Source organism: Streptomyces sp. MA5143a, from assembly GCF_900290235.1.
Classification (GTDB): Bacteria; Actinomycetota; Actinomycetes; order Streptomycetales; family Streptomycetaceae; genus Streptomyces.
In genome coordinates, this window is the sequence record NZ_OLMK01000072.1 from 31,561 (window position 1) to 53,770 (window position 22,210).

Sequence of the window (22,210 nt, forward strand, 5' to 3'; positions counted from 1 at the left end):
GCTAACTGCTGGCTTTGGCTTGCGAGCACTGAGGGCACAGGCCCCAGTAGATGACCTCGGCCTCGTCGATCGCGAAGCCGCGGTCGTCGGACGCCGTCAGACACGGGGCGTGGCCCACCGCGCAGTCGACGTCGACCACGGCGCCGCAGGACCGGCACACGAGGTGATGGTGGTTGTCCCCGACACGGCCCTCGTACAGGGCCGGGCTGCCGGGTGGTTCGAGACGGCGCACGAGTCCCGCATCGGTGAGCGCGCCGAGCGCGTCGTACACGGCCTGGACGGATATGTGGCCGACGCGATCGCGCACGCCGGAGGCGATCGCCTCGACGCCGAGGTGGTCGCCGTCCCGGACGGTCTCCAGCAGAGCGACCCGCGCGGCCGTCACCCGCAGGCCGGCACCGCGCAGCTCCTCGGCGGTGGTCGGAGTCTGGGGCTCGGTCATGACGACAACCTACCCCCTCAAACACGAATAGTTCAAGAAAACGAATGACCCAAGTTTGGTGAACGGTTTCGGACACGCCCGGCGTGGACGGGTCGCTCGCGGGCGGCGACACTGGAGGGGAGGAAAGCCATGAATCCGCAGCTGAGCCGTGGTGGAGCCCCGGCGATGACGCGTTTTCGCGACCGGTCGCACGCCGGGCGCGAGCTGGCCGCGCGCCTGCGCCCGCCGGGGGAGAGGGGCGAGCTGCCCGACCCGGTCGTCCTGGCCCTGCCCCGTGGCGGCGTCCCCGTCGCCCGGGAGGTCGCACGGGCCCTCGGCGCGCCCCTCGACGTGCTCGTGGCCCGCAAGATAGGCGCGCCGTCCCAGCCGGAATTCGGGGTCGGCGCGATCGTCGGCGACGCCCCGCCCCTGTTCGACCGGTCGGCGCTCGCCGCCCTGGGGCTCACCGAGGCCGACCTCGCCCCCGTCGTCGCACGGGAGCGGGACGAACTCCGCCGCCGCGAGCGCCGCTACCGGAGCGGCCGACCCGCCCCCGACCTGCGCGGCCGCACCGCGATCGTCGTCGATGACGGCCTGGCCACCGGCGTCACGGCCCGCGCCGCACTGCGCGCCGCCCGCCGGGCACACCCCGCGCGCCTGATCCTCGCCGTGCCCGTCGGCGCCCCCGAGTCCGTCGAGCTGCTGCGCGGCGAGGCGGACGTGGTGATCTGCCTGCGCAGCCCGTACGGCTTCCGCGCGGTCGGCCACTGGTACGACAACTTCGACCAGCTCACGGACGAGGACGTCCTGGCGGTGCTGGCGGACGTCTGACCGGATGCCCGACCGGACGTTTGATGAAGGAGGCGGACCCGCATGAGCCCTACCCGGCCGACGAGCGACGCGCGGTCACGGTCTGCGAGAGGAGACACGCGGTCATCGGGCGAAGGAACGCGGTCCGCGACCGACAGGCGCTCCGGAAGCGGCGGCGGAAGCCGTGCCGGAAGCGACAGGGAAGCCGCGAGTGCCTCCCGGGACGGCGGCCGGGCCTATGACGCCGGGCCGTTTCTCCCGAGTCGCGGCGGCCTCGCGGCACACCGGCGCGCGGCGGCCGACTGCCGCGGCTGCCCGCTGCACGAGGACGCCACCCAGACGGTCTTCGGCGCCGGCCCGGAGTCCGCGAGGATCCTCCTGGTGGGGGAGCAGCCCGGCGACCAGGAGGACCGGCAGGGCGAGCCGTTCGTCGGCCCCGCCGGACGGCTGCTGCGGCGGGCCGCCGAGGAGGCCGGGCTCGACATGGACGAGGCGTATGTCACCAACGCGGTCAAGCACTTCAAGTTCGTACGACCGCCGGGCGGCGGCAAGCGCCGCATCCACAAGGCGCCCGAACTGCGGGAGGTCGCCGCCTGCCACCCCTGGCTGCGCGCCGAACTGCGTCTGGTGCGCCCCGAGATCGTCGTGGCCCTCGGCGCGACCGCCGGCAAGGCCCTGCTGGGCAGTTCCTTCCGGGTCACCAAGGACCGGGGCGCCCTGCTGCCGCTGCCGGGTGACGACGAGGACCAGGACGGCCGGCCACATGTCGTCGCCACGCTCCATCCGTCGGCCGTCCTGCGCGCCGACGACCGCGAGGGCGCGTACGCGGGGCTGGTGGCGGACCTCAGGGTGGTGGCGGAGGCGCTGGCCGGGGACGGCGGGGAGGGAAGCTGAACCCCGAGGGCGCACGGGGGGTTGTAAACGGCGCCGCCGGCGAAGTCGCCTACGGCTTGTGTCCGACCCCACCGAAGCAGTCCACGTCCCACGGCTCGTCATCGTGTCCGGAGCCGGAGCCGGAGCTGATGCCGGAGCCGGAGCCGGAGCCGGAGCCGGAGCCGGAGCTGATGCCGGCGCCGGAGCCGGGCGTGACCCCGCTCGGGCCGCCGGCCGGGCCGTCCGTCCGTTCGGCCCGCCACCGGCCCACGGACACCAGGCCCGGTTCGAGCAGCTCCAACCCCTGGAAGAAGCGGGCCAGTTGCTCGGGGGAGCGGTTGACGCGGGGATTGTCGCCGGTCTTGTTCCAGTGCTCGACCATGGAGCGCATGGCCTGCGGCCGGTACACCTCGGTGCTGTCGCCGAACACGAGGTGACTGCCGGAGGGCAGGGCGTCCACCAGGCGGGCGACGACGTCGTACGCGGACTCGTCGGGGAGGTGCGCGGCGACGCCGAGGAGGATGAGGCCGACGGGTCGGCTGAAGTCGAGGGTGTGGGCGGCGCGTTCGAGGATGGTGTCCGGGTCGCGCAGGTCGGCGTCGACGAAGGCGGTGGCTCCCTCGGGGGCGCCGTTGAGGAGGGCGTTGGCGTGGACGAGGACGATGGGGTCGTGATCGACGTAGACGATCCGCGCGTCCCTGGCGACGCGTTGGGCGACCTCGTGGGTGTTGTCGGCGGTGGGCAGCCCCGTGCCGACGTCGAGGAACTGACGTAACCCGGCCACCGCGGCGAGGTGGGTGACAGCCCTGCGCAGGAACGCCCGTTGCGCGCGGGCGATGTCGACGATCTGGGGGTTGGCCCGCCGGATCTCGTCCCCGACCTGCCGGTCGATCTCGTAGCAGTCCTTGCCGCCGAGCCAGTAGTTCCAGATCCGCGCCGAGTGCGGTACCCCGGAGTTGATCACCGGACGGTCGAGTGGCATGAGGGCTCCCCGTGTTGATGCGTGCAAGAGCCACCCAACCTAACAAGATCGCCATGGTCATGATCGACAGTCCGCCGCCAAGCCGGCGGACACCGTCGAGATCCGGCCGCGGGTCGCCCACCGACACTTTCCCCAGGGCGAGTTGACCACCTGTTAGCGTGCGCGGATGGAAGATCTGGGAACCGTGGCCTGGCCGCCGCCTGAGCCGATCCGTACCGAGAGACTCGTGCTCCGTGAGCCCGGAACCCGGGACCGTGCGGCGTTCGTCGAGCTGCACTCCTCGCCGGAGGTGCACACCTACCTCGGCGGTCCCCGGCCGCGCGACGCACTCGAACGCGAGATGCCGGAGGTGCCCGAGCAGTGGCCCGGGAGCTTCGTCGTCGATCTCGACGGGAAGATGATCGGTCACGTGCTGCTCAGGCGAGCGACGGGCCACCGTCGCCCGGCCGCCGCGGGCAAGCTCGACCTCGGCTACCTCTTCCTCCCCCGGGCATGGGGACACGGATACGCGGCCGAGGCGTGCGCGGCGGCCCTCGGCTGGTTGACCGCCGCGCTCCCCGGCGAGCCGGTGGTCCTCACCACCCAGACCGCCAACACCCCCTCGATGCGCCTCGCCACGAAACTCGGCTTCACCGAGGTGGAACGCTTCGAGGCCTGGGAGGCCGAACAGTGGCTCGGCATGCGGCCCCCGGCCGTGCCGTCCAGGTGAGTCGCGGCGGGAGGGCCGGTGACGAGGCGCACGCCGCGCGACTCGCCTCACTTGTCGCGGCTCACTCGCCCCCGCCCCCGCCGACCAGCACCACCTCCAGGGTGCGTGGGCCGTGGACCCCCTCCACTCGGTCCAGTTCGATGTCGCTCGTGGCGGAGGGGCCGGAGATCCAGGTCAGGGGGCGGGTGGGGTCGAGGCGTTCCAGGGCCAGGGGGACCGAGGGGACGACCTGGGCGGGGACGCGTACGACGCAGATGTGGTGGTCGGGGACCAGCGTGACGCGGCGGCGGCCCTGGTCCGGGGAGCCGTCCAGGACGATCGTGCCGGTCTCCGCGATCGCGAGCGCGCAGGCCGTGACCACACTGTCCACCTCGTCCAGTTCGTGCGGCGTGCTCTCGGCCCGGTCGGCGACCCGTGTCACCTCCGTCGCCGACAGCCACTCCTCGGGCAGCGCGGGCGGCACGAGAACCGAGGAGGAGCCGTGCGCGGCCAGCAACTCCGCGATGACGTCGGGGAGTCCGGCCGTATCCGTGCGGTGCACGATCGCCCGGTAGTCGGCCAGGTTCTCGGCCAGCAGTTCCACCGTCTCCGCCACGTCCCGTTCGCCGTGCTCCCGGAGGTACGTTCGTGGAACGGCCTGCTCGTACTGGACGTCCCTCCCCGCCTCGTCAGGCACGGGGGGCCTGTCGTCGCGTCGTACGTCGGCGAGCGCGCGCCGCACCCGACCCAGGATCAGATCCCTGCTGCTCACTTGCCGCCGTCCTCTCCGCCGCCGGCCCTCTCGCCGTTCGCCCGACCTCCGCCGCCGTCCCGCCCGCGGAGCGAGGGGCCCCCGTCCGCGCCCCCCTGTTCCGTCCGCCCCCCGTTCGTCCGCTGCCACCAGTCGCGGAACGGTTCCGCCGGCAGCTTCGGCAGGGCGCGGCTCGCGCTCCACGCCATGCCGGGGCCCGGCAGCGTACGGGGGTGGAATCGGCGGGTGCGGGACGCCAGCCGCTGGCCGGTGCGCAGCGCGGCCGGGTGGGTGAAGGCCCAGCCGGCCGCCCGCATCGCCGCCCGCTCGGCGGCGTGGCCCTTCGCGGGCTTGAGCACGACCTTGGCGCCCTTCCGCGTCACCTGCCCGCCCTGCGCGACCCGCTCCCGCAGATGCACCAGCACCTCCGGGATGTCGATGGCCACCGGGCACACCTCGTAGCAGGCGCCGCACAGCGACGAGGCGTAGGGCAGGGAGGAGTCGATCTCGCTTCCCGTGCCCCGCAGTTGCGGGCTGAGGATGGCACCGATGGGGCCCGGGTAGACCGAGCCGTACGCGTGGCCGCCCGCCCGCTCGTACACGGGGCACACGTTCAGGCACGCCGAGCAGCGGATGCAGCGCAGCGCCTGGCGGCCGACCTCGTCGGCGAGCGTGTCGGTGCGGCCGTTGTCGATCAGGACGAGGTGGAAGGTGCTCGGGCCGTCGGCCGTCCCGGAGTCCGTCGTGCCGGTCCACATCGAGGTGTACGGGTTCATCCGCTCGGCCGTGGACGAGCGGGGGAGGGTCTGGAGGAACACCTCCAGGTCCTGCCAGGTCGGCACGATCTTCTCGATCCCGACGACCGAGATCAGCGTCTCGGGCAGGGTGAGGCACATCCGGCCGTTGCCCTCCGACTCCACCACGACCAGGGTGCCGGTGTCGGCGACCATGAAGTTGGCTCCGGAGATGCCCACCTTGGCCCGCAGGAACTTCTCCCGCAGATGCAGGCGCGCCGCCTCCGCCAGCTCGGCGGGCGTGTCGGTCAGCCCGTCGGGGGCCGGGCGGCCCCACTCGCTCATCTCCTTCGCGAAGATGTCCCGGATCTCGCCCCGGTTGCGGTGGATCGCGGGGACGAGGATGTGCGACGGGCGGTCCTTGCCCAACTGCACGATCAGCTCGGCGAGATCCGTCTCGTAGGCGCGGATGCCCTCGGCCTCCAGCGCCTCGTTCAGCCCGATCTCCTGCGTGGCCATCGACTTGACCTTGACGACCTCCGTCTCACCGGTCGACTTGACCAGATAGGTCACGATGCGGTTGGCCTCGTCCGCGTCGGCGGCCCAGTGGACGGTACCGCCCGCCGCCGTCACCGACTCCTCCAACTGCACCAGGTACCGGTCGAGATGGCGAAGGGTGTGGTCCTTGATCCGCTTGCCGGCCTCGCGCAGCTCCGCCCAGTCCGACACCTCCGTGACGGCCATCGCCCGCTTGGCGCGGATCGTGTGTGTGGCGTGCCGCAGATTGCCGCGCAGTGTCGCGTTGTGCACGGCCTCGTGCGCCGCCTTCGGAAACGCCGGCATCCCGACGAACGTCCCACTCACGCGCCGCCCCCGATCGTGCTCGCCGAGGTCCCGTCCACGGCGGTCTCCTTCACCGTCTTCTCCGTACGGCCGGTCATACCAGCGGCTCCTCTTCCGTGCTCGCCAGGATCTCGGCGATGTGGACCGGCCGCATGCTCGTGCGCAGCCGGGCCATGGTGCCGCCGAGGTGCATGAGGCACGAGTTGTCGGCCGCGCACAGGGCCTCCGCGCCCGTGGACTCCGCGTTGCGCACCTTGTCGCGGCCCATCGCCGCCGAGACGTCGGAGTTCTTCACGACGAAGGTGCCGCCGAAACCGCAGCACTCGTCCGCCCCCGGCAGCTCCACCAGCTCCAGCCCCTTCACCGCCTGGAGCAGCCGCCGCGGCCGCTCGCCGAGCCCGAGACCGCGCAGCCCGTGGCAGGTCGGGTGGTAGGTGACCTTGTGCGGGTAGTACGCCCCGACGTCCGTCACGCCCAGCACGTCCACCAGGAACTCGGTCAGCTCGTACGTCTTCGGCACGACCGGCGCGAGCGTGCGCGCCAGCGTGTCGCCGCGCCCCTCGGCGCGCGCCCGCTCACCCATCCGCGGATACAGCTCCCGCACCATCGCCCCGCACGACCCGGACGGCGTCACGATCGCCTCGTACCCACCGAATACATCGGAGAACTTTCGGGCCAGGGGTTCCGCCTGATGTCGGTACCCGGTGTTGTAGTGGGCCTGCCCGCAGCAGGTCTGATCCATCGGGAAGTCCACCTCGACGCCCAGCCTGGTCAGCAGTTTCACCACGGCGCGGCCGGTTTCCGGATAGAGCGTGTCGTTGACACAGGTCAGGAACAGAGCGACACGCATCGCGGCTCCTTGAGGGGTCGGTCATCGGATGAAAGCAGGGTACGACGCCAACGCCCCGAGGGCGAGGGGCCCCGCTGGCCGGAATCGCCGCGCGGGGCCCGCCCGTCACCGGGCAGGGGAGGACGTCGAGCAGGAAACACACCGGCCGCCGGAGCGGGCGTCAGCCCTGAGCGCACCGGCCGCCGGAGCGGGCGTCGACCCGGCACAGGCCGCCGGGCGCCTCTCACGCCCGCGCGAGCCGGTCCTGCGCCGCGCGCCAGGCCGCCGGGTCGCCCTGCGGCTCGTACCGCGTCAGCGGCTGCGTGCGGGCGACGAGCCCGCGCATCGAGGCCCGGTCGTCGACGACGCCGTGCGTGCGGGCCTGGACCAGGACGTTGCCCAGGGCCGCGGCCTCCGCGGGGCCCGCCACCACCGGCAGCCCACAGGCGTCGGCGGTGAGCTGGCACAGCAGGGCGTTGCGGGTGCCGCCCCCGACGATGTGGACGACGTCCACCGGGTGGTCCGCCAGCGCCTGGGCCTCGGCGACGGCCCGCCGGTGGGCGAGGGCGAGGGAGTCGAGGATGCAGCGGGTGACCTCCGCGGGGGAGGAGGGCACCGGCTGCCCCGACTCCCGGCACGCCGCGGCGATCCGCTCCGGCATCCGGCCGGGCGCGAGGAACGCCGAGTCCCCCGCGTCCACGACCGACCGCAGCGCCGGCACCCCGGCGGCGGCCCCCAGCAGCTCCCCGAGATCCGGGCCCCCCCAGTCCCGTACGCACTCCTGCAGCAGCCACAGGCCCATGATGTTCCGCAGATAGCGGACCGTGCCGTCGAGCCCCAGCTCGTTGGTGAAGTTGGCGGCCCGGCTCTCCTCGGTCAGCACCGGCGCGTCCAGCTCCAGCCCGGCCAGCGACCAGGTGCCGGTGCAGATGTACGCGAACCGCTCACCGGTGGCGGGTACGGCCGCGACCGCCGAGGCGGTGTCGTGGGAGCCCACGGTCGTCACCGGCACCGGCCCGGTCAGCCCCGTCTCCTCCAGCACCCGCGGCCGTAGCAGCCCCGCCGGGTCGCCCGGCCGCCGCAGCGGCCCGAACAGCTCCAGGTCGACCCCGAGCCGCTCCGCCACGCCGTACGCCCAGTCACGGGTGCGCGGATCGATCAGCTGGGTCGTGGACGCGTTCGTCAGCTCCGTGCCGACCTCACCGGTGAGCCAGTACGACAGCAGGTCCGGGATGAGCAGCAGCCGCCTCGCGTACGCCAGCTGCGCCGACGACCTGGCGGCGATCAGCTGGTACAGCGTGTTGAAGGGGGCGTACTGCAACCCGGTGGCAGCGTACAGCTCGGCGGCGGGCACGGTGGCCCACGCCTTCTCGGCGACGCCGTCGGTGCGGGTGTCCCGGTAGTGCACCGGGTTGCCGAGGAGTGCCCCGTCGGCGTCCAGCAGCCCGTAGTCGACGGCCCAGCTGTCGATGCCGACGGAGTCGACCGGCCCGGCCGCCTTCAGCCCGTCGAGAACCCCCGCGTACAGGGCGAGCACGTCCCAGCGCAGCCCCTCGGGCGTGCGCACCGGCCGGTTGGGGAACCGGTGCGCCTCGACCAGCTCCAGCGAGTCCCGGCTCGCCCGGCCGACCATGACCCGCCCGCTGGACGCGCCGAGGTCGACCGCGGCGTAGGACTTCACGGCCGTGCTCATCGCAGGAAGGCGGCGGCGACGCCGGCGTCGACCGGGACGTGCAGCCCGGTGGTGTGCGTCAGCTCCCCGCCGGTCAGCGCGAACACCGCGTTGGCGACGTGCTCGGGCAGCACCTCCCGCTTGAGGATGGTCCGCTGGGCGTAGAACTCGCCGAGCTTCCCCTCCTCGATGCCGTACGTCGCCGCCCGCTGGGCGCCCCAGCCGCCGGCGAAGATGCCGGAGCCCCGCACCACCCCGTCCGGGTTGACGCCGTTGACGCGGATGCCGTGCTCGCCCAGCTCGGCGGCGAGCAGCCGCACCTGGTGGGCCTGGTCGGCCTTGGTGGCGGAGTAGGCGATGTTGTTGGGGCCGGCGAAGACGGCGTTCTTGGAGGCGATGTAGACGATGTCGCCGCCCAGCTTCTGCGCGATCATCACCCGCGCCGCCTCACGCGACACCAGGAACGAACCGCGGGCCATGATGTCGTGCTGGAGATCCCAGTCCCTGGCGGAGGTCTCCAGCAGCGGCTTGGAGATCGAGATTCCGGCGTTGTTGACGACGAGATCGACCCCGCCGAAGGCGAGCACGGCCGCCTTGAAGGCCCCGGCGATCTGCTCCTCGTCGGTCACGTCGACCGTCACGGCGACGGCCTTGTCGGCCCCGCCCAGCTCCTCGGCCACGGCGGCGGCGTTCTCGCCGTTCAGATCGGCGACGACGACACACGCCCCCTCCGCGACCAGCCGGTGGGCGATCGCCCTGCCGATCCCGCTGCCCGCCCCCGTCACCAGTGCCACCCGGGTGGCCAGCGGCTTCGGCTTCGGCATCCGCTGGAGCTTGGCCTCCTCGAGGGCCCAGTACTCGATGCGGAACTTCTCCGACTCCTCGATCGGCGCGTACGTGGAGACCGCCTCGGCGCCCCGCATCACGTTGATCGCGTTGACGTAGAACTCTCCGGCCACCCGCGCCGTCTGCTTGTCCTTGCCGAAGCTGAACATGCCGACGCCCGGGACCAGCACGATCGCCGGGTCGGCGCCGCGCATCGCGGGGGAGTCGGGCTCGGCGTGCCGCCGGTAGTAGGCCGCGTACTCCTCGCGGTACTCGGCGTGCAGCTCCGTCAGCCGGGCGATCGCCGTGTCCAGGTCCGCGGTCGGGGGGAGGTCCAGCACGAGCGGGCGGACCTTCGTCCGGAGGAAGTGGTCCGGGCACGAGGTGCCCAGCGCGGCGAGCCGCGGGTGCTCCGCGCTCGCCAGGAAGTCGAGCACGACGTCGGAGTCGGTGAAGTGCCCCACCTGCGGCTTGTCCCGCGAGGCGATGGCCCGCACATGCGGCGCGAGCGCGGCGGCCCGCTCCCGGCGCGCCCCGGCCTCCAGCGCCTCGTACCCCTCGACCACCGGCCCGAACGGCTCGGCCTTCCCCTTCTCCCGGAGGAACGCCTCGGCGGTGCGGATGATGTGGAGCGAGTTCCGCTCGCACTCCTCGGCGGTGTCGCCCCAGGCGGTGATGCCGTGCCCGCCGAGCACACAGCCGACGGCCCCCGGGTTGTCCCGCTTCACGGCGGCGATGTCCAGCCCCAGCTGGAAGCCGGGCCGACGCCACGGCACCCACACCACGCTGTCCCCGAAACACTCGGCGGTCAGCTTCTCCCCGTCGGCCGCGCAGGCCAGCGCGATCCCGGAGTCCGGGTGCAGATGGTCGACGTGGGCGGCGTCCACGAGCCCGTGCATGGCCGTGTCGATCGACGGGGCCGCCCCGCCCTTGCCGTGCAGGCAGTAGTCGAACGCGGCGACCATCTCGTCCTCGCGCTCCACCCCCGGGTACACGTCGACGAGCGCCCGCATCCGGTCCAGCCGCAGCACGGCAAGCCCGGCCTCGGTGAGCGTCCCGAGGTCGCCCCCGGACCCCTTCACCCACATCAGCTCCACATCACCCCCGGTGACGGGGTCGGTGTCGCTCCCCTTGGCGGACGCGTTGCCACCGGCGTAGTTGGTGTTCCGGGGATCGGCACCGAGCCGCCGGGACCGGGCGAGCAGAGCTGCGGCTTCGGGATGGGTTGCCATGTGCGATCAATCCTTACGGTGAGATGAGTACGGGGGGTACGGAATACGGCTCGGGGGTACGGGGCGCGTCGCCGAGTGCGGGTGCGCGGGGCCTCTCGCGCAGTTCCCCGCGCCCCCAAGGCCCAGGCCCTGCGGGCCTGAAGAGCACGGGGCGCAGCCCCTGCTTTTCAGGGGCGCGGGGAACTGCGCGACCAGCCACGAACGGCCCACAGCCCGCAACGAACAAGCACAGGCAGACGGAACCCGGAGATCACGCCCCCCAGCCGGCCTGCTCGCCTCCCACCCGCTCCTCGACGATCTTCGAGGCCCACCCGGACGCGCGGTACGCCTTCAGCGGTTCGGGGTCCAGCCCCATCTCCTCCCGCACCTCACGGAGCAGCGGCCGCACGTCCGTGTTGTACGCGTCCATCAGTACGGCGTTGGCCTCCAGCACGTCCCCGGCCCGCTGAGCGGAGCGCAGCGCCTCCCCGTCCACCAGCAGCGCCTTCGCCGTGGCCTCCTGGACGTTCATCACCGACCGGATGATCGCCGGGATCTTCGCCTCGATGTTGTGGCACTGGTCGAGCATGAACGCGACCTCGGGAGTGAACCCGCCGCCGCGCACCACCTCGTACATGATCCGGAACAGCTGGAAGGGGTCGGCCGCGCCGACCATCAGGTCGTCGTCGGCGTAGAACCGGGAGTTGAAGTCGAACGCGCCGAGCTTCCCCTCCCGCAGCAGCGTCGCCACGATGAACTCGATGTTGGTGCCCGGGGCATGGTGGCCGGTGTCGACGACGACCTGCGCCTTCGGCCCGAGCTTCAGACAGTGGGCGTAGGCGGTGCCCCAGTCCGGGACGTCGGTCGTGTAGAACGCCGGCTCGAAGAACTTGTACTCCAGCAGCATCCGCTGCCCGTCCCCGAGCCGCTCGTACACCTCGGCCAGCCCCTCGGCCAGCCGGTCCTGCCGCTCGCGCACATCGTCCTGGCCGGGGTAGTTCGTGCCGTCCGCGAACCACAGCTTCAGATCGCGGGACCCGGTGGCGTCCATGATGTCGACGCACTCCAGCAGATGGTCGACGGCCTTGCGGCGGACCGTCGCGTCCGGGTGGCAGATGCTGCCCAGCTTGTAGTCGTCGTCCTGGAAGGTGTTGGAGTTGATCGCGCCGAGCCGCACACCCCGCTGCTGGGCGTGCTTGGCGAGCGCCGCGTAGTCGTCGACCTTGTCCCAGGGGATGTGCAGCGCCACGGTCGGGGCCACGCCCGTGTACTCGTGCACCTTGCCGGCGTCGTCCAGCTTCTCCCAGGGGTTGCGCGGCACACCGGCCTGGGCGAAGACCTTGAAACGGGTTCCGGAGTTTCCGTACGCCCACGACGGCGTCTCGACGGCCTGGGTCTTGAGGGCGGCCTTCACCGCGGCGAGCTCGGTCACGTCAGGGCTCCTACCGACTTTGATGTCTGAAACGATTCAGCACGGGAAACTATGAGCGGCTCGTCCGACTGTCAACCCCCCAGGTCAAGACTGTCGTCCGTGATCCTGTTGTGACCTCATCTATCGAAAAATTTTCGACCGGAACCCATTGACGTGACCTGCATGGGGTGCCTAACGTCCCGGCAACCTAGTTGAAACCTTTCACGACGCGGTGAGGGCTCGGCCCTCCGCCACCGGCGTCGTCGAGGAGCCCCCATGACAGACCGGTCCGACACGGGTCCGGCCCCCGTTCTCGCGCTGAAGGACATCTCCAAGTCCTTCGGCGCCGTACGCGCCCTGCGGGACGTGTCCCTCGAACTGTTCCCGGGCGAGGTGCACGCACTCGCCGGCGAGAACGGAGCGGGCAAGTCGACCCTGATCAAGACCCTCGCCGGGGTGCACCGACCGGACTCCGGCCAGGTGCTCCTCGACGGAGTGCCCACGGTGTTCCACGGTCCGGCCGACGCCCGCGACGCGGGCATCGCCGTGATCTACCAGGAGCCCACGCTCTTCCCCGACCTGTCGATCGCCGAGAACATCTTCATGGGCCGCCAACCCCGGCGCGCCCTCGGCCGGATCGACCACAAGGCCACGCACGCGGCGACCCTCGCCCTGATGCGGCGGCTCGGCGTCGAACTCGACCCGGACCGTCCGGCACGCGGCCTGTCCATCGCCGACCAGCAGATCGTCGAGATCGCCAAGGCCCTGTCCTTCGACGCCCGCGTCCTGATCATGGACGAGCCGACGGCGGCCCTCACCGGCAGCGAGGTGGCCCGCCTCTTCGGTGTCGTCCGCACCCTGCGCGAGCAGGGTTCCGCCGTCCTGTTCATCTCCCACCGTCTGGAGGAGATCTTCCAGATCTGCCGGCGGGTCACCACCCTGCGCGACGGCGCCTGGATCTCCAGCGAACCCGTCGACGGCATGACCGAGGACGATCTGGTGCGTCGCATGGTGGGCCGCGACCTGGAGGAGCTGTACCCCAAGCAGGAGGTCGAGCCCGGCGAGGTCGCCCTGAGCGTGCGTCGACTGACCCGTGAGGGCGTCTTCACCGATGTCTCCTTCGACGTCCGCCGCGGCGAGATCGTCGGCCTGGCCGGCCTCGTCGGCGCCGGCCGCACCGAGGTGGCACGGGCCGTCTTCGGCGTGGACCGCTGGGACGCGGGCGAGGTCGCCGTCGACGGGAAGCCCCTCACCAACGGGGCGCCCTCCACCGCCATGTCCGCCGGGCTCGCCCTGGTCCCCGAGGACCGCCGCGCCCAGGGCCTGGTGATGGACATGTCCATCGAACGCAACATCGGCCTCACCGGCCTCCGCACGACCGTGAAGGCCGGCCTGGTGGACCGCGGCGCCGAACGCAGCCGCTCCCTCGACTGGGCGGTCAAGCTCCAGGTGAAGTACGCCCGCCTCGCGGACACCGTCAACACGCTGTCCGGCGGCAACCAGCAGAAGGTCGTCCTCGCCAAGTGGCTCGCCACCGGCCCGAAGGTGCTGATCGTCGACGAGCCCACCCGCGGCATCGACGTCGGCACCAAGGCCGAGGTCCACCGCCTCCTCAGTCAGCTCGCCGCCGACGGTGTGGCGGTCCTGATGATCTCCTCCGACCTGCCCGAGATCCTCGGCATGGCCGACCGCGTGCTCGTGATGCACGAGGGCCGGCTCACCGCCGAGATCCCTCGCTCCGAAGCCACCGAGGAAACCGTGATGGCCGCAGCCACGGGGAGGGCAGCCGCATGACGGTGACCGCCCCCGAGAACACCCCCGTCGCCGAGGTGCCCAGGTCCAGCGGCACCCGGCTCGTGGACCGCGTCTTCAAGATGCGTGAACTCGCCATCCTGGTCGTCTTCGTGGCGATGGTCGTCGTCACCCAGCTCGGCAACAGCGAGTTCCTCACCGAGCAGGGCATCAAGGACCTGCTGCTCAACGCGACCATCCTGGTGCTGGTCGCCGTCGGCCAGTCCCTGGTCGTCATCACCCGCAACGTCGACCTGTCGGTCGGCTCCACGCTCGGCATCAGCGCCTTCGCCGCCGGCACCTATCTCCAGGGCGGCGGGAACGCGGTCGTGGCCGTGCTCCTCGCGGTCCTGATGGGCATCGGCTTCGGCCTGCTCAACGGGCTGCTCGTCAGCCTCGGCCAGGTGCCCGCCCTCGTCGTCACCCTCGGCACCCTCTACATCATCCGCGGCATCGACTCGATCTGGGTCGGCTCCCGGCAGATCGTCGCCTCCGGCCTGCCCGACGGGTTCATCGACTTCGGCTCCGGCGGCATCCTCGCGGTGCCCTACCTCGCCCTGATCGCAGCTGTGGTCCTGGTGGCGACGGCCTACTACCTGAAGCACTTCGGCAGCGGCCGCGAGCTGTACGCCCTCGGCTCCAACCCCGAGGCCGCCCGCCTCGCCGGCATCCCCGTCCGCAAGCGGATCCTGGTCGCCTACACCTTCTGCGGCGCCCTCGCCGGCCTCGCGGGCGCCCTCTACCTGGCCCGCTTCGGCAACGTCGACTCCGGCACGGGCACCGGGTACGAACTGACCGTCGTCAGCGCGGTCGTGGTCGGCGGTGTCGTCTTCACCGGCGGCTCCGGCAGCGTCTACGGGGCCGCGCTCGGTGCCCTGCTGCTGACGTCCATCAACAGCGTCCTGCCCGCCCTCGGCGTCAGCTCGGTGTGGGTGCTCGCCATCAACGGCGTCCTGCTCATCCTCGCCATCGCCGTGGACCGCCTGGTCGCGCTGCGGGTGGCGACCGCCCTGAAGAAGAGGAACGCCCGCCATGGCTGACCCCACGTCCTCGCACGCGAGCCGCTGGTCCGCCCTGAAGCGGTGGGACTCCGCCGTCGGCGCCCTCCTGATCGTCGTGCTCCTGCTGTCCTTCTCCACCGTCGACGGCTTCGGCAACGCGCTCAACCTGTCGTTCCTCATCGGCAACACCCTGCCGATCGCGCTGATCGCCCTGCCGATGACCCTGCTCGTGGTGTCCGGTGAGATCGACCTGTCGGTCGCCTCCACGGCCGGCCTGTCCGGCGCGGTCATGGGCGCCCTGTGGAACCAGGGCATGACCATCGAGACGATCATCCCGATCTGCCTGGCCCTCGGTGTGGTCTGCGGACTGATCAACGGCCTGCTGGTCACCCGGCTCGGCCTGTCCTCCCTCGCCGTCACCATCGGCACCCTCGCCGCCTACCGGGGCGTCGCGCAGATCGTGCTCGGCTCCGACGCGGTCACCGACTTCCCCACGCAGTACCTGGACTTCGCGGCCGGCCGCATCGGCGACAGCTTCGTCCCCCAGGCCCTCATCCCGTTCCTGGTGCTGCTCGTCATCGCCGTGATCGCCCTGCACGCCACCCCGTTCGGACGGTCCCTGTTCGCGATCGGCGCCAGCGAGGAGGCCGCGCGCTTCACCGGTATCCGCGTCAAGCGCCAGAAGCTGATCCTGTTCACCGTCACCGGTCTGATGGCCTCCCTCACCGGCGTCTTCTGGGCCCTGCACTACGCCAGCGCCCGCTACGACAACGCCACCGGGCTCGAACTGTCCGTCATCGCGGCCGTGCTGCTCGGCGGCATCGACTTCGACGGCGGCAAGGGCACCCTCGGCGGCGCGATCGCCGGAGTGTTCCTCCTCGGCACCCTCCAGAACGTGATGAGCCTTGAGGACGTCTCCGCCCAGTCGCAGATCGTCGTCACCGGTGTCCTGCTCGTCCTCTCCGTGCTCGGCCCCCGGGTCGCACGCCAGATCTCCGTCGCGAGGGCCGGCCGCGGCGCGGCCCCAGCGCCGGTGCCCAAGGCGCCCACTCCAGCCCCCTGACGGCTGGCCCCCACCGCCGATTCCTCACCGCACACCCGCCCGTCCCTCCCTATCCAAGGAATCATCATGCGCAAGGCAACCCTCCGTCGCTCCTGTGCGGCGCTCGCGGCCGTCACCTCGTTCGCCCTGGCGGCCACCGCCTGCGGCGGCACCACCAAGGAGGACGTCAAGAAGGACACCGCCTCGGCGAGCGCGACCGGCAAGGCCGACCCGAACGCCGAACTGAAGAAGGGCCTGACGGTCGGCTTCCTGCCCAAGCAGGTCAACAACCCGTACTTCACCTCCGCCGACAAGGGCGGCGAGACGGCCCTCAAGGAGCTGGGCTCCAGCTACAAGGAGGTCGGCCCCTCCAGCGCCACCGACACCTCCGGCCAGGTGAACTACGTCAACACCCTCACCCAGCAGCAGGTCGACGCCATGGCCGTCTCCGCGCAGGACCCGGGCGCCCTGTGCACCGCCCTCAAGCAGGCCATGAGCAACGACATCAAGGTCGTCACCTACGACTCCGACACCAAGCCGGAGTGCCGCAACGCCTTCGTCTCGCAGGCCAGCGCCGAGGACCTGGGCCGCACCGAGGTCCAGCTGCTCGCCGAACAGATCGGCTACAAGGGCGAGATCGCGATCCTGTCGGCCGCGCAGACCGCGACCAACCAGAACACCTGGATCGAGTTCATGAAGGACGAGCTCAAGGACCCGAAGTACAAGAACATCAAGCTCGTCAAGGTCGCCTACGGCGACGACGACGCCCAGAAGTCCTTCCAGCAGACCCAGGGCCTGCTCCAGGAGTACCCGAAGCTGAAGGGGATCATCTCCCCGACCACGGTCGGCATCAAGGCCGCCGCCCAGTACCTGTCGGGCTCCAAGTACAAGGGCAAGGTCAAGCTGACCGGCCTCGGCACCCCCAACGACATGCGCAAGTACGTCAAGGACGGCACCGTCGAGGGCTTCGAGCTGTGGGACCCGGCGAAGCTCGGCGAGCTGGCCGCCCGCACCGCCGTCGCGCTGGTCTCCGGCCAGATCACCGGCAAGGAGGGCGAGACCTTCACCGCCGGCGACATGGGCGAGTACACCATCGGCAAGGACGGTGTGATCAACCTCGGCAAGCCCACCGTCTTCACCAAGGAGAACATCGACAAGTTCGACTTCTGATCCCAGAAGCCGAGTCGACGCCACCCCCCTCACCCCCAGGAGCGGTAACTCATGCAGCGCGTCTGCTTTCTGCTCAAGGTCCGCCAGGACCGGATCGACGAGTACCGCGAGCGGCACGCCGCCGTGTGGCCGGAGATGCTCGAAGCGCTCTCGGCCACCGGCTGGCACAACTACTCCCTCTTCCTGCGCGACGACGGCCTCCTCGTCGGCTACCTGGAGACCGAGGACTTCCAGGCCGCCCTCGCCGGCATGGAGGCCACCGAGGTCAACGCCCGCTGGCAGAACGAGATGGGACCCTTCTTCGAGTCCCTCGACGGCGCCCGCCCCGACGAGGCCATGAAGCCCCTCACCGAGGTGTTCCACCTGGCCTGAGCCGCCGGCTGGCCCCGTCCCCCCTTCCCATGTCGCACGACAACGGAGTCCCCGAGATGAAGAGACGTACCGTGCTCGGTGCCGCCCTCGCAGGCGCCGTGGTGAGCCCCGCCCTCGGTGCCGCCACCGCCCGCGCCGCCGACCCGGGCCCCTCGGTCAGCCAGACCGGCACCACCCTGCTGGACAGCCAGGCCATCTACTTCGTCTCGTACGACGGGCTGGTCAACAACAACGCGTTCCAGAAGAACGGCCTGCTGACCTACAAGGGCCACCAGTACGCCGTCTGGTACACCGCCGACCGCAACGCCGTCGTCGGCCGCCGCGCCGTCGGCTCCGGCACCTGGTCCACCGTCAAGGTCGGCCACACCCTGCGCTACAACGACTCCCACAACGTCATCTCCATGGGCGTCTCCAAGGTCGACGGCCGCCTCCACCTCAACATGGACTCCCACAGCGACGGCTTCACCTACGTCAAGTCCGTCGCCGGCCTCATGGACAACCCGGCCGGCCTGAGCTGGACCACGAGCCGCTTCGGCGCTCCCCAGTCCACCCTCGACGGGCTCGCCCTCACCTCGCAGTTCACCTACCCGCAGTTCCTCTCGACGCCCGACGGCAAGCTCCAACTCAGCTACCGCGTCGGCATCTCCGGCAACGGCCGCAACGCGCTCGCCGAGTACGACGGCACGTCCTGGACCAACCTCGGCGAGTGGAGCAGCTCCACCGGCACCTACACCAGCGAGCACGGCTCCTCCACCGCCCGCAACATGTACCTGCACGGCATCGACTACGACCGGAACGGCCGGCTGCACTCCTTCTTCACCTGGCGCGAGCAGAACGGCGCCGTGATGTGCAACGGCGGCGGCATCACCAACCACGACACCGGCTACGTCTACTCCGACGACCGCGGCCGCACCTGGCGCAGCAACGCGGGCACCGTCGTCGGCACCACCGGCGGCTCCGACAAGGTCGCCGTCACCGACTCCGGGCTCGTCGTCGACCCGCTCAACCCGGACCACTCGCTGATGAACCAGGAGAGCCAGTTCACGGACTCCGCCGGCCGCCCGCACGCGATCATCAGCTACGTCCCCGGCCGCTTCGGCCAGTGCACGACGAACTATGTCGCCGACCGTACCGCGGGCGGCCGCGCCTTCCACGTCCGTAGGAACGCCTCGGGCTCCTGGCAGAAGACCGAGATTCCCGTCGCCCTCGGCTCCAGCCAGCGCACCAAGCTCGCCCTCGACACGTACGACAACGCGTACGCGATCCTGCCCTTCGGCCGGATATGGGGGGCGTCCGCCGCCTCCGGATACACCGACTGGAAGTCCCTGTTCGACCCCAGCGCCCTCAACGCCTTCGGTGAGGTCGTCATCGACGAGACCCGGATCGCACAGGACAACGTCCTGTCCGTGATGTACCAGGTGAAGTCCAGCGGAACCACGCCGTCGGCGCTCCGCGTCATCGACTTCGCCCTCCCCGCCTGATTCCCGTACGACGGGACGTTCCCGCGCCCGACGCGCCCATTCCTGTGGTGGCCCGAAGGTAATGTGAACGTATGCCCGCCGCTCCGCACCTTCCTGGAGGTCCCCACCCCATGGCCCAGTCGGTGGGTATCAAGGACGTCGCCGCTGCCGCCGGAGTCTCCGTCGGCACGGTGTCGAACGTCATCAACCGGCCGGATTCGGTGGCCTCCGGGACCCGGGCCCGCGTGCTCGCCGCGATCGACCGCCTCGGCTACGTCCGCAGCGAGTCGGCGCGCCAACTGCGGGCCGGGCGGAGCCGGATCATGGGACTGCTCGTGCTCGACATGGGCAACCCCTTCTTCGTCGACGTCGCGCGCGGTGCCGAGCGGGCCGCGCGCGACGCCGGGCTCGGCGTGATGGTCTGCAACAGCGCGCAGAGCGCCGGCGAGGAGTCCGAGTACCTGTCGCTCTTCGCCGAGCAGCGCGTCCGGGGCGTCCTGTTGACGCCCGCCGACGCGACCGGACGCAACATCGAGGCGTTCCGCCGCCATGGCATCCCCTTCGTCCTCGTCGACCGTGTCGCCGAGGGCACCACCGAGTGCTCGGTCTCCGTCGACGACGTCGCCGGCGGCGCGCTCGCCGTACGGCACCTGGTGGACGCCGGCCACCGCTCCATTGCCTACGTCAGCGGCCCCTCGGGCCTCAACCAGGTCCGTGACCGCCGCACCGGCGCCCTGAAGGCGCTGGAGGAGGCGGGCCTCGGCCCGGACTCCCTGCGGGAACTGCCCACCGAGCGCCTAGACGTGGCCGCGGGCCGGGACGCGGGCGCCCGTCTCCTCGGCCTGGCCGACCGCCCGACCGCCGTGTTCTGCGCCAACGACCTGCTCGCCCTCGGCGTCCTCCAGGCCATGTACGCGGCCGGTGTTGGCGTCCCCGACGACCTCGCCATCGTCGGCTACGACGACATCGAGTTCGCCGCCGCGGCCGCCGTCCCCCTCACCTCCGTGCGCCAGCCCGCCGTCACCATGGGCGCCCTCGCCGCCGCACTGCTCCTGGAGGAGACCGAGGCCGACACCGCGCCGACCGCGCACGAACACCGTCGGGTCGTCCTCCAGCCGGAGCTGGTGGTGCGCCGCTCCAGCCTCTCGGCGCGCTGACCGGCCGTTCAGCGGGATCTTCTTGATCCACCGGCTCGGCGGGGCGGAGAATCTGTGCTGGACTGGATCACCGTCCGGTATCCGTCCGCCCAAGGAGCCCCGTTGTCCGTCAGCTACCGGCAGCCCGGTGTCGTCCTCACCGACCGCCGCTTCAGCGTCCCCCTCGACCACCACGACCCGGCGGGGGAGCGGATCGAGCTGTACGGGCGTGAGGTCGTCGCGGGCGACAAGGCCGGCCAGGACCTGCCCTGGCTGCTCTATCTCCAGGGCGGCCCCGGCTTCGGCGCCAACCGCTTCGTCGGCCGCCAGGCGTGGCTCGACCGGGCACTGAGGGAGTACCGGGTCCTGCTCCTCGACCAGCGCGGCACCGGCGCCTCCACCCCGGCCAACCGCCAGACGCTCCCGCTGCGCGGCGGCCCCGCCGAGCAGGCCGACTACCTCGCCCGCTTCCGCGCCGACTCCATCGTCCGCGACTGCGAGGCCATCCGCCGCGAGGTGACCGGCGGCGCCCCCTGGACCGTCCTCGGCCAGAGCTTCGGCGGCTTCTGCGCGGTCACCTATCTGTCCTACGCCCCCGAGGGGCTGAGCAGCGCCCTCATCACCGGCGGACTGCCCTCCCTCGACGCGACCGCCGACGACGTGTACCACGCCGCCTACCCGCGCATCGAACGCAAGGTCGCCGCCCACTACGCCCGCTACCCACAGGACGTCGAGCGGGCCCGCCGGATCGCCGAGCACCTCCTCCAGCACGAGGTGGTGCTGCCGAACGGCTACCGGTTCACCGTCGAGGCGTTCCAGTCGCTCGGCATCATGCTCGGCCGCTCCGACGGCAGCCACCGGCTGCACTTCCTGCTGGAGGACGCCTTCGTGCGCACCCCGCAGGGCCTCGCCCTCGCCGACGCCTTCCAGGAGGAGGTCCAGGGACTGCTGTCGTACGCCGGCCACCCGCTGTACGCGCTCCTCCACGAGGCGATCTACGGCCAGGACCCGGGCCCCACCGACTGGGCCGCCGAGCGGGTGCGGGCTCGGTTCCCGCAGTTCGACGCCGCCAAGACCCTCACCGGTGACGGCCCGCTGCTGTTCACGGGTGAGTCCGTGCACCCCTGGATGTTCGACAACGACCCCGCCCTGCGCCCCCTGCGCGAGACGGCCGAGGACCTGGCGCGGGAGCGGGGCTGGGCACCTCTGTACGACCCGGACCGGCTCGCCGTCAACGAGGTGCCGGTCGCCGCCGCGGTCTACCACGACGACATGTACGTCGACACGGCCCACTCGCTCCGGACGGCCCGGGCCGTCCGGGGTCTGCGTACCTGGGTCACCGACGAGTTCGAACACGACGGCGTACGGGCCGGTGGGCCGCGGGTCCTGGACCGGCTGCTGGCGCTGGCCCGCGACGAGGAGTGACGATGACCGACGCACCGACCGACCGGCTCCTGCCCCTGCCCGACGACTGGCGGCGGGCCCTCGCCGTGGTGGCCCACCCGGACGACCTCGAGTACGGCTGCGCGGCGGCGGTCGCCGCCTGGACCGACGCCGGACGCGAGGTGGCGTACGTCCTGGCCACCCGCGGCGAGGCCGGCATCGACACCCTGGACCCCGCGAGCTGCGGCCCGCTGCGCGAGCGGGAGCAGCGAGCCAGTGCGGCCGTCGTGGGCGTCTCGGTGGTGGAGTTCCTCGACCACCGGGACGGTGTCATCGAGTACGGCACCGCCCTGCGCCGGGACATCGCCGCCGCGATCCGCAGACACCGCCCCGAACTGGTGATCACCATGAACCACCGTGACACCTGGGGCGGCACCGTCTGGAACACCCCCGACCATGTCGCGGTGGGCCGCGCCACCCTGGACGCCGCAGGCGACGCCGGGAACCGCTGGATCTTCCCCGACCTCGTCGAGCAGGGCCTGGAGCCGTGGGACGGCGTCCGCTGGGTGGCCGTCGCCGGCTCCCCGCACCCCACCCATGCCGTCGACGCGACGGCCGGCCTCGACCGCGCCGTCGCCTCCCTCCTCGAACACCGCGCCTACCTGGAGACGTTGACCGACCAGGACCCCGAGACCTACGCCCGCGACTTCCTCACCGGCCACGCCCGGGCGGCGGGTGAACGCTTCGGCGGGACCCCGGCCGTGGCCTTCGAGGTGTTCCCCCGCTGAAACGACGTGCCCGGCCC

At 71.6% G+C, this 22,210-nt stretch carries 19 protein-coding genes and 1 pseudogene; 12 read left to right on the forward strand and 8 right to left on the reverse strand.

The annotated features are described in order from the left end of the window. Position 1: 1 nt before the first annotated feature. Positions 2-442, reverse strand: a complete 441-nt coding sequence (locus SMA5143A_RS28620) for a Fur family transcriptional regulator (protein WP_107465703.1) — start codon at positions 440-442, stop codon at positions 2-4. A 165-nt stretch (positions 443-607) separates the two neighbouring features. On the opposite strand from SMA5143A_RS28620, the gene SMA5143A_RS28625 reads away from it, so the two are divergent. Together SMA5143A_RS28625 and SMA5143A_RS28630 are read left to right on the forward strand one after the other, a co-directional pair. Then, the gene (locus tag SMA5143A_RS28625) at positions 608-1,252 is read left to right on the forward strand and encodes a phosphoribosyltransferase (RefSeq protein WP_107465704.1); all 645 of its coding nucleotides are present in this window, start codon (positions 608-610) and stop codon (positions 1,250-1,252) included. A gap of 204 nt (positions 1,253-1,456) precedes the next feature. Beyond that, positions 1,457-2,125 (forward strand): annotated as a pseudogene (locus SMA5143A_RS28630) (UdgX family uracil-DNA binding protein); the annotation flags it as partial. Between the two features lie 49 nt (positions 2,126-2,174). Here the strand turns inward: SMA5143A_RS28630 and SMA5143A_RS28635 are convergent. Next, positions 2,175-3,086 (reverse strand): SAM-dependent methyltransferase, encoded by a 912-nt coding sequence (locus SMA5143A_RS28635; protein WP_181362052.1) that lies wholly within the window; start codon positions 3,084-3,086, stop codon positions 2,175-2,177. A gap of 166 nt (positions 3,087-3,252) precedes the next feature. Between SMA5143A_RS28635 and SMA5143A_RS28640 the strand changes: the two genes are divergently transcribed. Then, on the forward strand, positions 3,253-3,795 hold the full coding sequence (locus SMA5143A_RS28640) for a GNAT family N-acetyltransferase (protein ID WP_107465706.1): 543 nt from the start codon (positions 3,253-3,255) through the stop codon (positions 3,793-3,795). Between the two features lie 61 nt (positions 3,796-3,856). Here SMA5143A_RS28640 and SMA5143A_RS28645 read toward each other — a convergent pair whose 3' ends face one another. From SMA5143A_RS28645 to rhaI, 6 genes are all read right to left on the reverse strand, one after another. Beyond that, positions 3,857-4,546 carry a LutC/YkgG family protein gene (locus SMA5143A_RS28645; RefSeq protein ID WP_107465707.1) on the reverse strand — a complete coding sequence of 230 codons (690 nt, stop codon included), beginning with the start codon at positions 4,544-4,546 and terminating at the stop codon, positions 3,857-3,859. Continuing rightward, positions 4,543-6,123 carry a LutB/LldF family L-lactate oxidation iron-sulfur protein gene (locus SMA5143A_RS28650; protein WP_258193789.1) on the reverse strand — a complete coding sequence of 527 codons (1,581 nt, stop codon included), beginning with the start codon at positions 6,121-6,123 and terminating at the stop codon, positions 4,543-4,545. Before SMA5143A_RS28650 ends, SMA5143A_RS28645 begins: the two co-directional genes overlap by 4 nt. A gap of 73 nt (positions 6,124-6,196) precedes the next feature. Continuing rightward, entirely contained in the window at positions 6,197-6,952 is a 756-nt protein-coding gene (locus tag SMA5143A_RS28655; protein WP_107465708.1) for a (Fe-S)-binding protein, read from the reverse strand. 223 nt (positions 6,953-7,175) lie between these two features. Further along, the gene (locus SMA5143A_RS28660) at positions 7,176-8,624 is read right to left on the reverse strand and encodes a rhamnulokinase (protein WP_107465709.1); all 1,449 of its coding nucleotides are present in this window, start codon (positions 8,622-8,624) and stop codon (positions 7,176-7,178) included. After that, entirely contained in the window at positions 8,621-10,660 is a 2,040-nt protein-coding gene (locus tag SMA5143A_RS28665; protein WP_107465710.1) for a bifunctional aldolase/short-chain dehydrogenase, read from the reverse strand. Before SMA5143A_RS28665 ends, SMA5143A_RS28660 begins: the two co-directional genes overlap by 4 nt. A 250-nt stretch (positions 10,661-10,910) precedes the next feature. Continuing rightward, positions 10,911-12,071: an L-rhamnose isomerase gene (gene rhaI, locus SMA5143A_RS28670; RefSeq protein ID WP_107465711.1), complete on the reverse strand. Its 1,161-nt coding sequence runs from the start codon at positions 12,069-12,071 to the stop codon at positions 10,911-10,913. 255 nt (positions 12,072-12,326) lie between these two features. Here rhaI and SMA5143A_RS28675 point away from each other — a divergent pair, with 255 nt between their 5' ends. The 9 genes from SMA5143A_RS28675 to SMA5143A_RS28715 all read left to right on the forward strand — a co-directional run bounded on the left by SMA5143A_RS28675 (position 12,327) and on the right by SMA5143A_RS28715 (position 22,193). Then, on the forward strand, positions 12,327-13,844 hold the full coding sequence (locus SMA5143A_RS28675) for a sugar ABC transporter ATP-binding protein (RefSeq protein WP_107465712.1): 1,518 nt from the start codon (positions 12,327-12,329) through the stop codon (positions 13,842-13,844). Continuing rightward, a complete protein-coding gene (locus SMA5143A_RS28680; protein ID WP_107465713.1) occupies positions 13,841-14,881 on the forward strand; it encodes an ABC transporter permease in 1,041 nt (346 codons plus the stop codon). The genes SMA5143A_RS28675 and SMA5143A_RS28680 overlap by 4 nt, the downstream gene beginning before the upstream one ends. Beyond that, positions 14,874-15,905, forward strand: a complete 1,032-nt coding sequence (locus tag SMA5143A_RS28685; RefSeq protein WP_107465714.1) for an ABC transporter permease — start codon at positions 14,874-14,876, stop codon at positions 15,903-15,905. The genes SMA5143A_RS28680 and SMA5143A_RS28685 overlap by 8 nt, the downstream gene beginning before the upstream one ends. A gap of 66 nt (positions 15,906-15,971) precedes the next feature. Next, the gene (gene rhaS, locus SMA5143A_RS28690; RefSeq protein WP_107465715.1) at positions 15,972-17,054 is read left to right on the forward strand and encodes a rhamnose ABC transporter substrate-binding protein; all 1,083 of its coding nucleotides are present in this window, start codon (positions 15,972-15,974) and stop codon (positions 17,052-17,054) included. A gap of 51 nt (positions 17,055-17,105) precedes the next feature. After that, complete coding sequence (locus SMA5143A_RS28695; protein ID WP_099968455.1) at positions 17,106-17,426, forward strand: L-rhamnose mutarotase; 321 nt, start codon at positions 17,106-17,108, stop codon at positions 17,424-17,426. Positions 17,427-17,482: 56 nt separating this feature from the next. After that, complete coding sequence (locus SMA5143A_RS28700; protein WP_107465801.1) at positions 17,483-18,907, forward strand: BNR repeat-containing protein; 1,425 nt, start codon at positions 17,483-17,485, stop codon at positions 18,905-18,907. Between the two features lie 110 nt (positions 18,908-19,017). Then, on the forward strand, positions 19,018-20,043 hold the full coding sequence (locus SMA5143A_RS28705; RefSeq protein WP_107465716.1) for a LacI family DNA-binding transcriptional regulator: 1,026 nt from the start codon (positions 19,018-19,020) through the stop codon (positions 20,041-20,043). Positions 20,044-20,145: 102 nt separating this feature from the next. Beyond that, on the forward strand, positions 20,146-21,447 hold the full coding sequence (locus SMA5143A_RS28710; protein ID WP_107465717.1) for an alpha/beta fold hydrolase: 1,302 nt from the start codon (positions 20,146-20,148) through the stop codon (positions 21,445-21,447). A 2-nt stretch (positions 21,448-21,449) separates the two neighbouring features. Continuing rightward, positions 21,450-22,193, forward strand: a complete 744-nt coding sequence (locus SMA5143A_RS28715) for a PIG-L deacetylase family protein (protein WP_107465718.1) — start codon at positions 21,450-21,452, stop codon at positions 22,191-22,193. Positions 22,194-22,210: the final 17 nt, after the last annotated feature.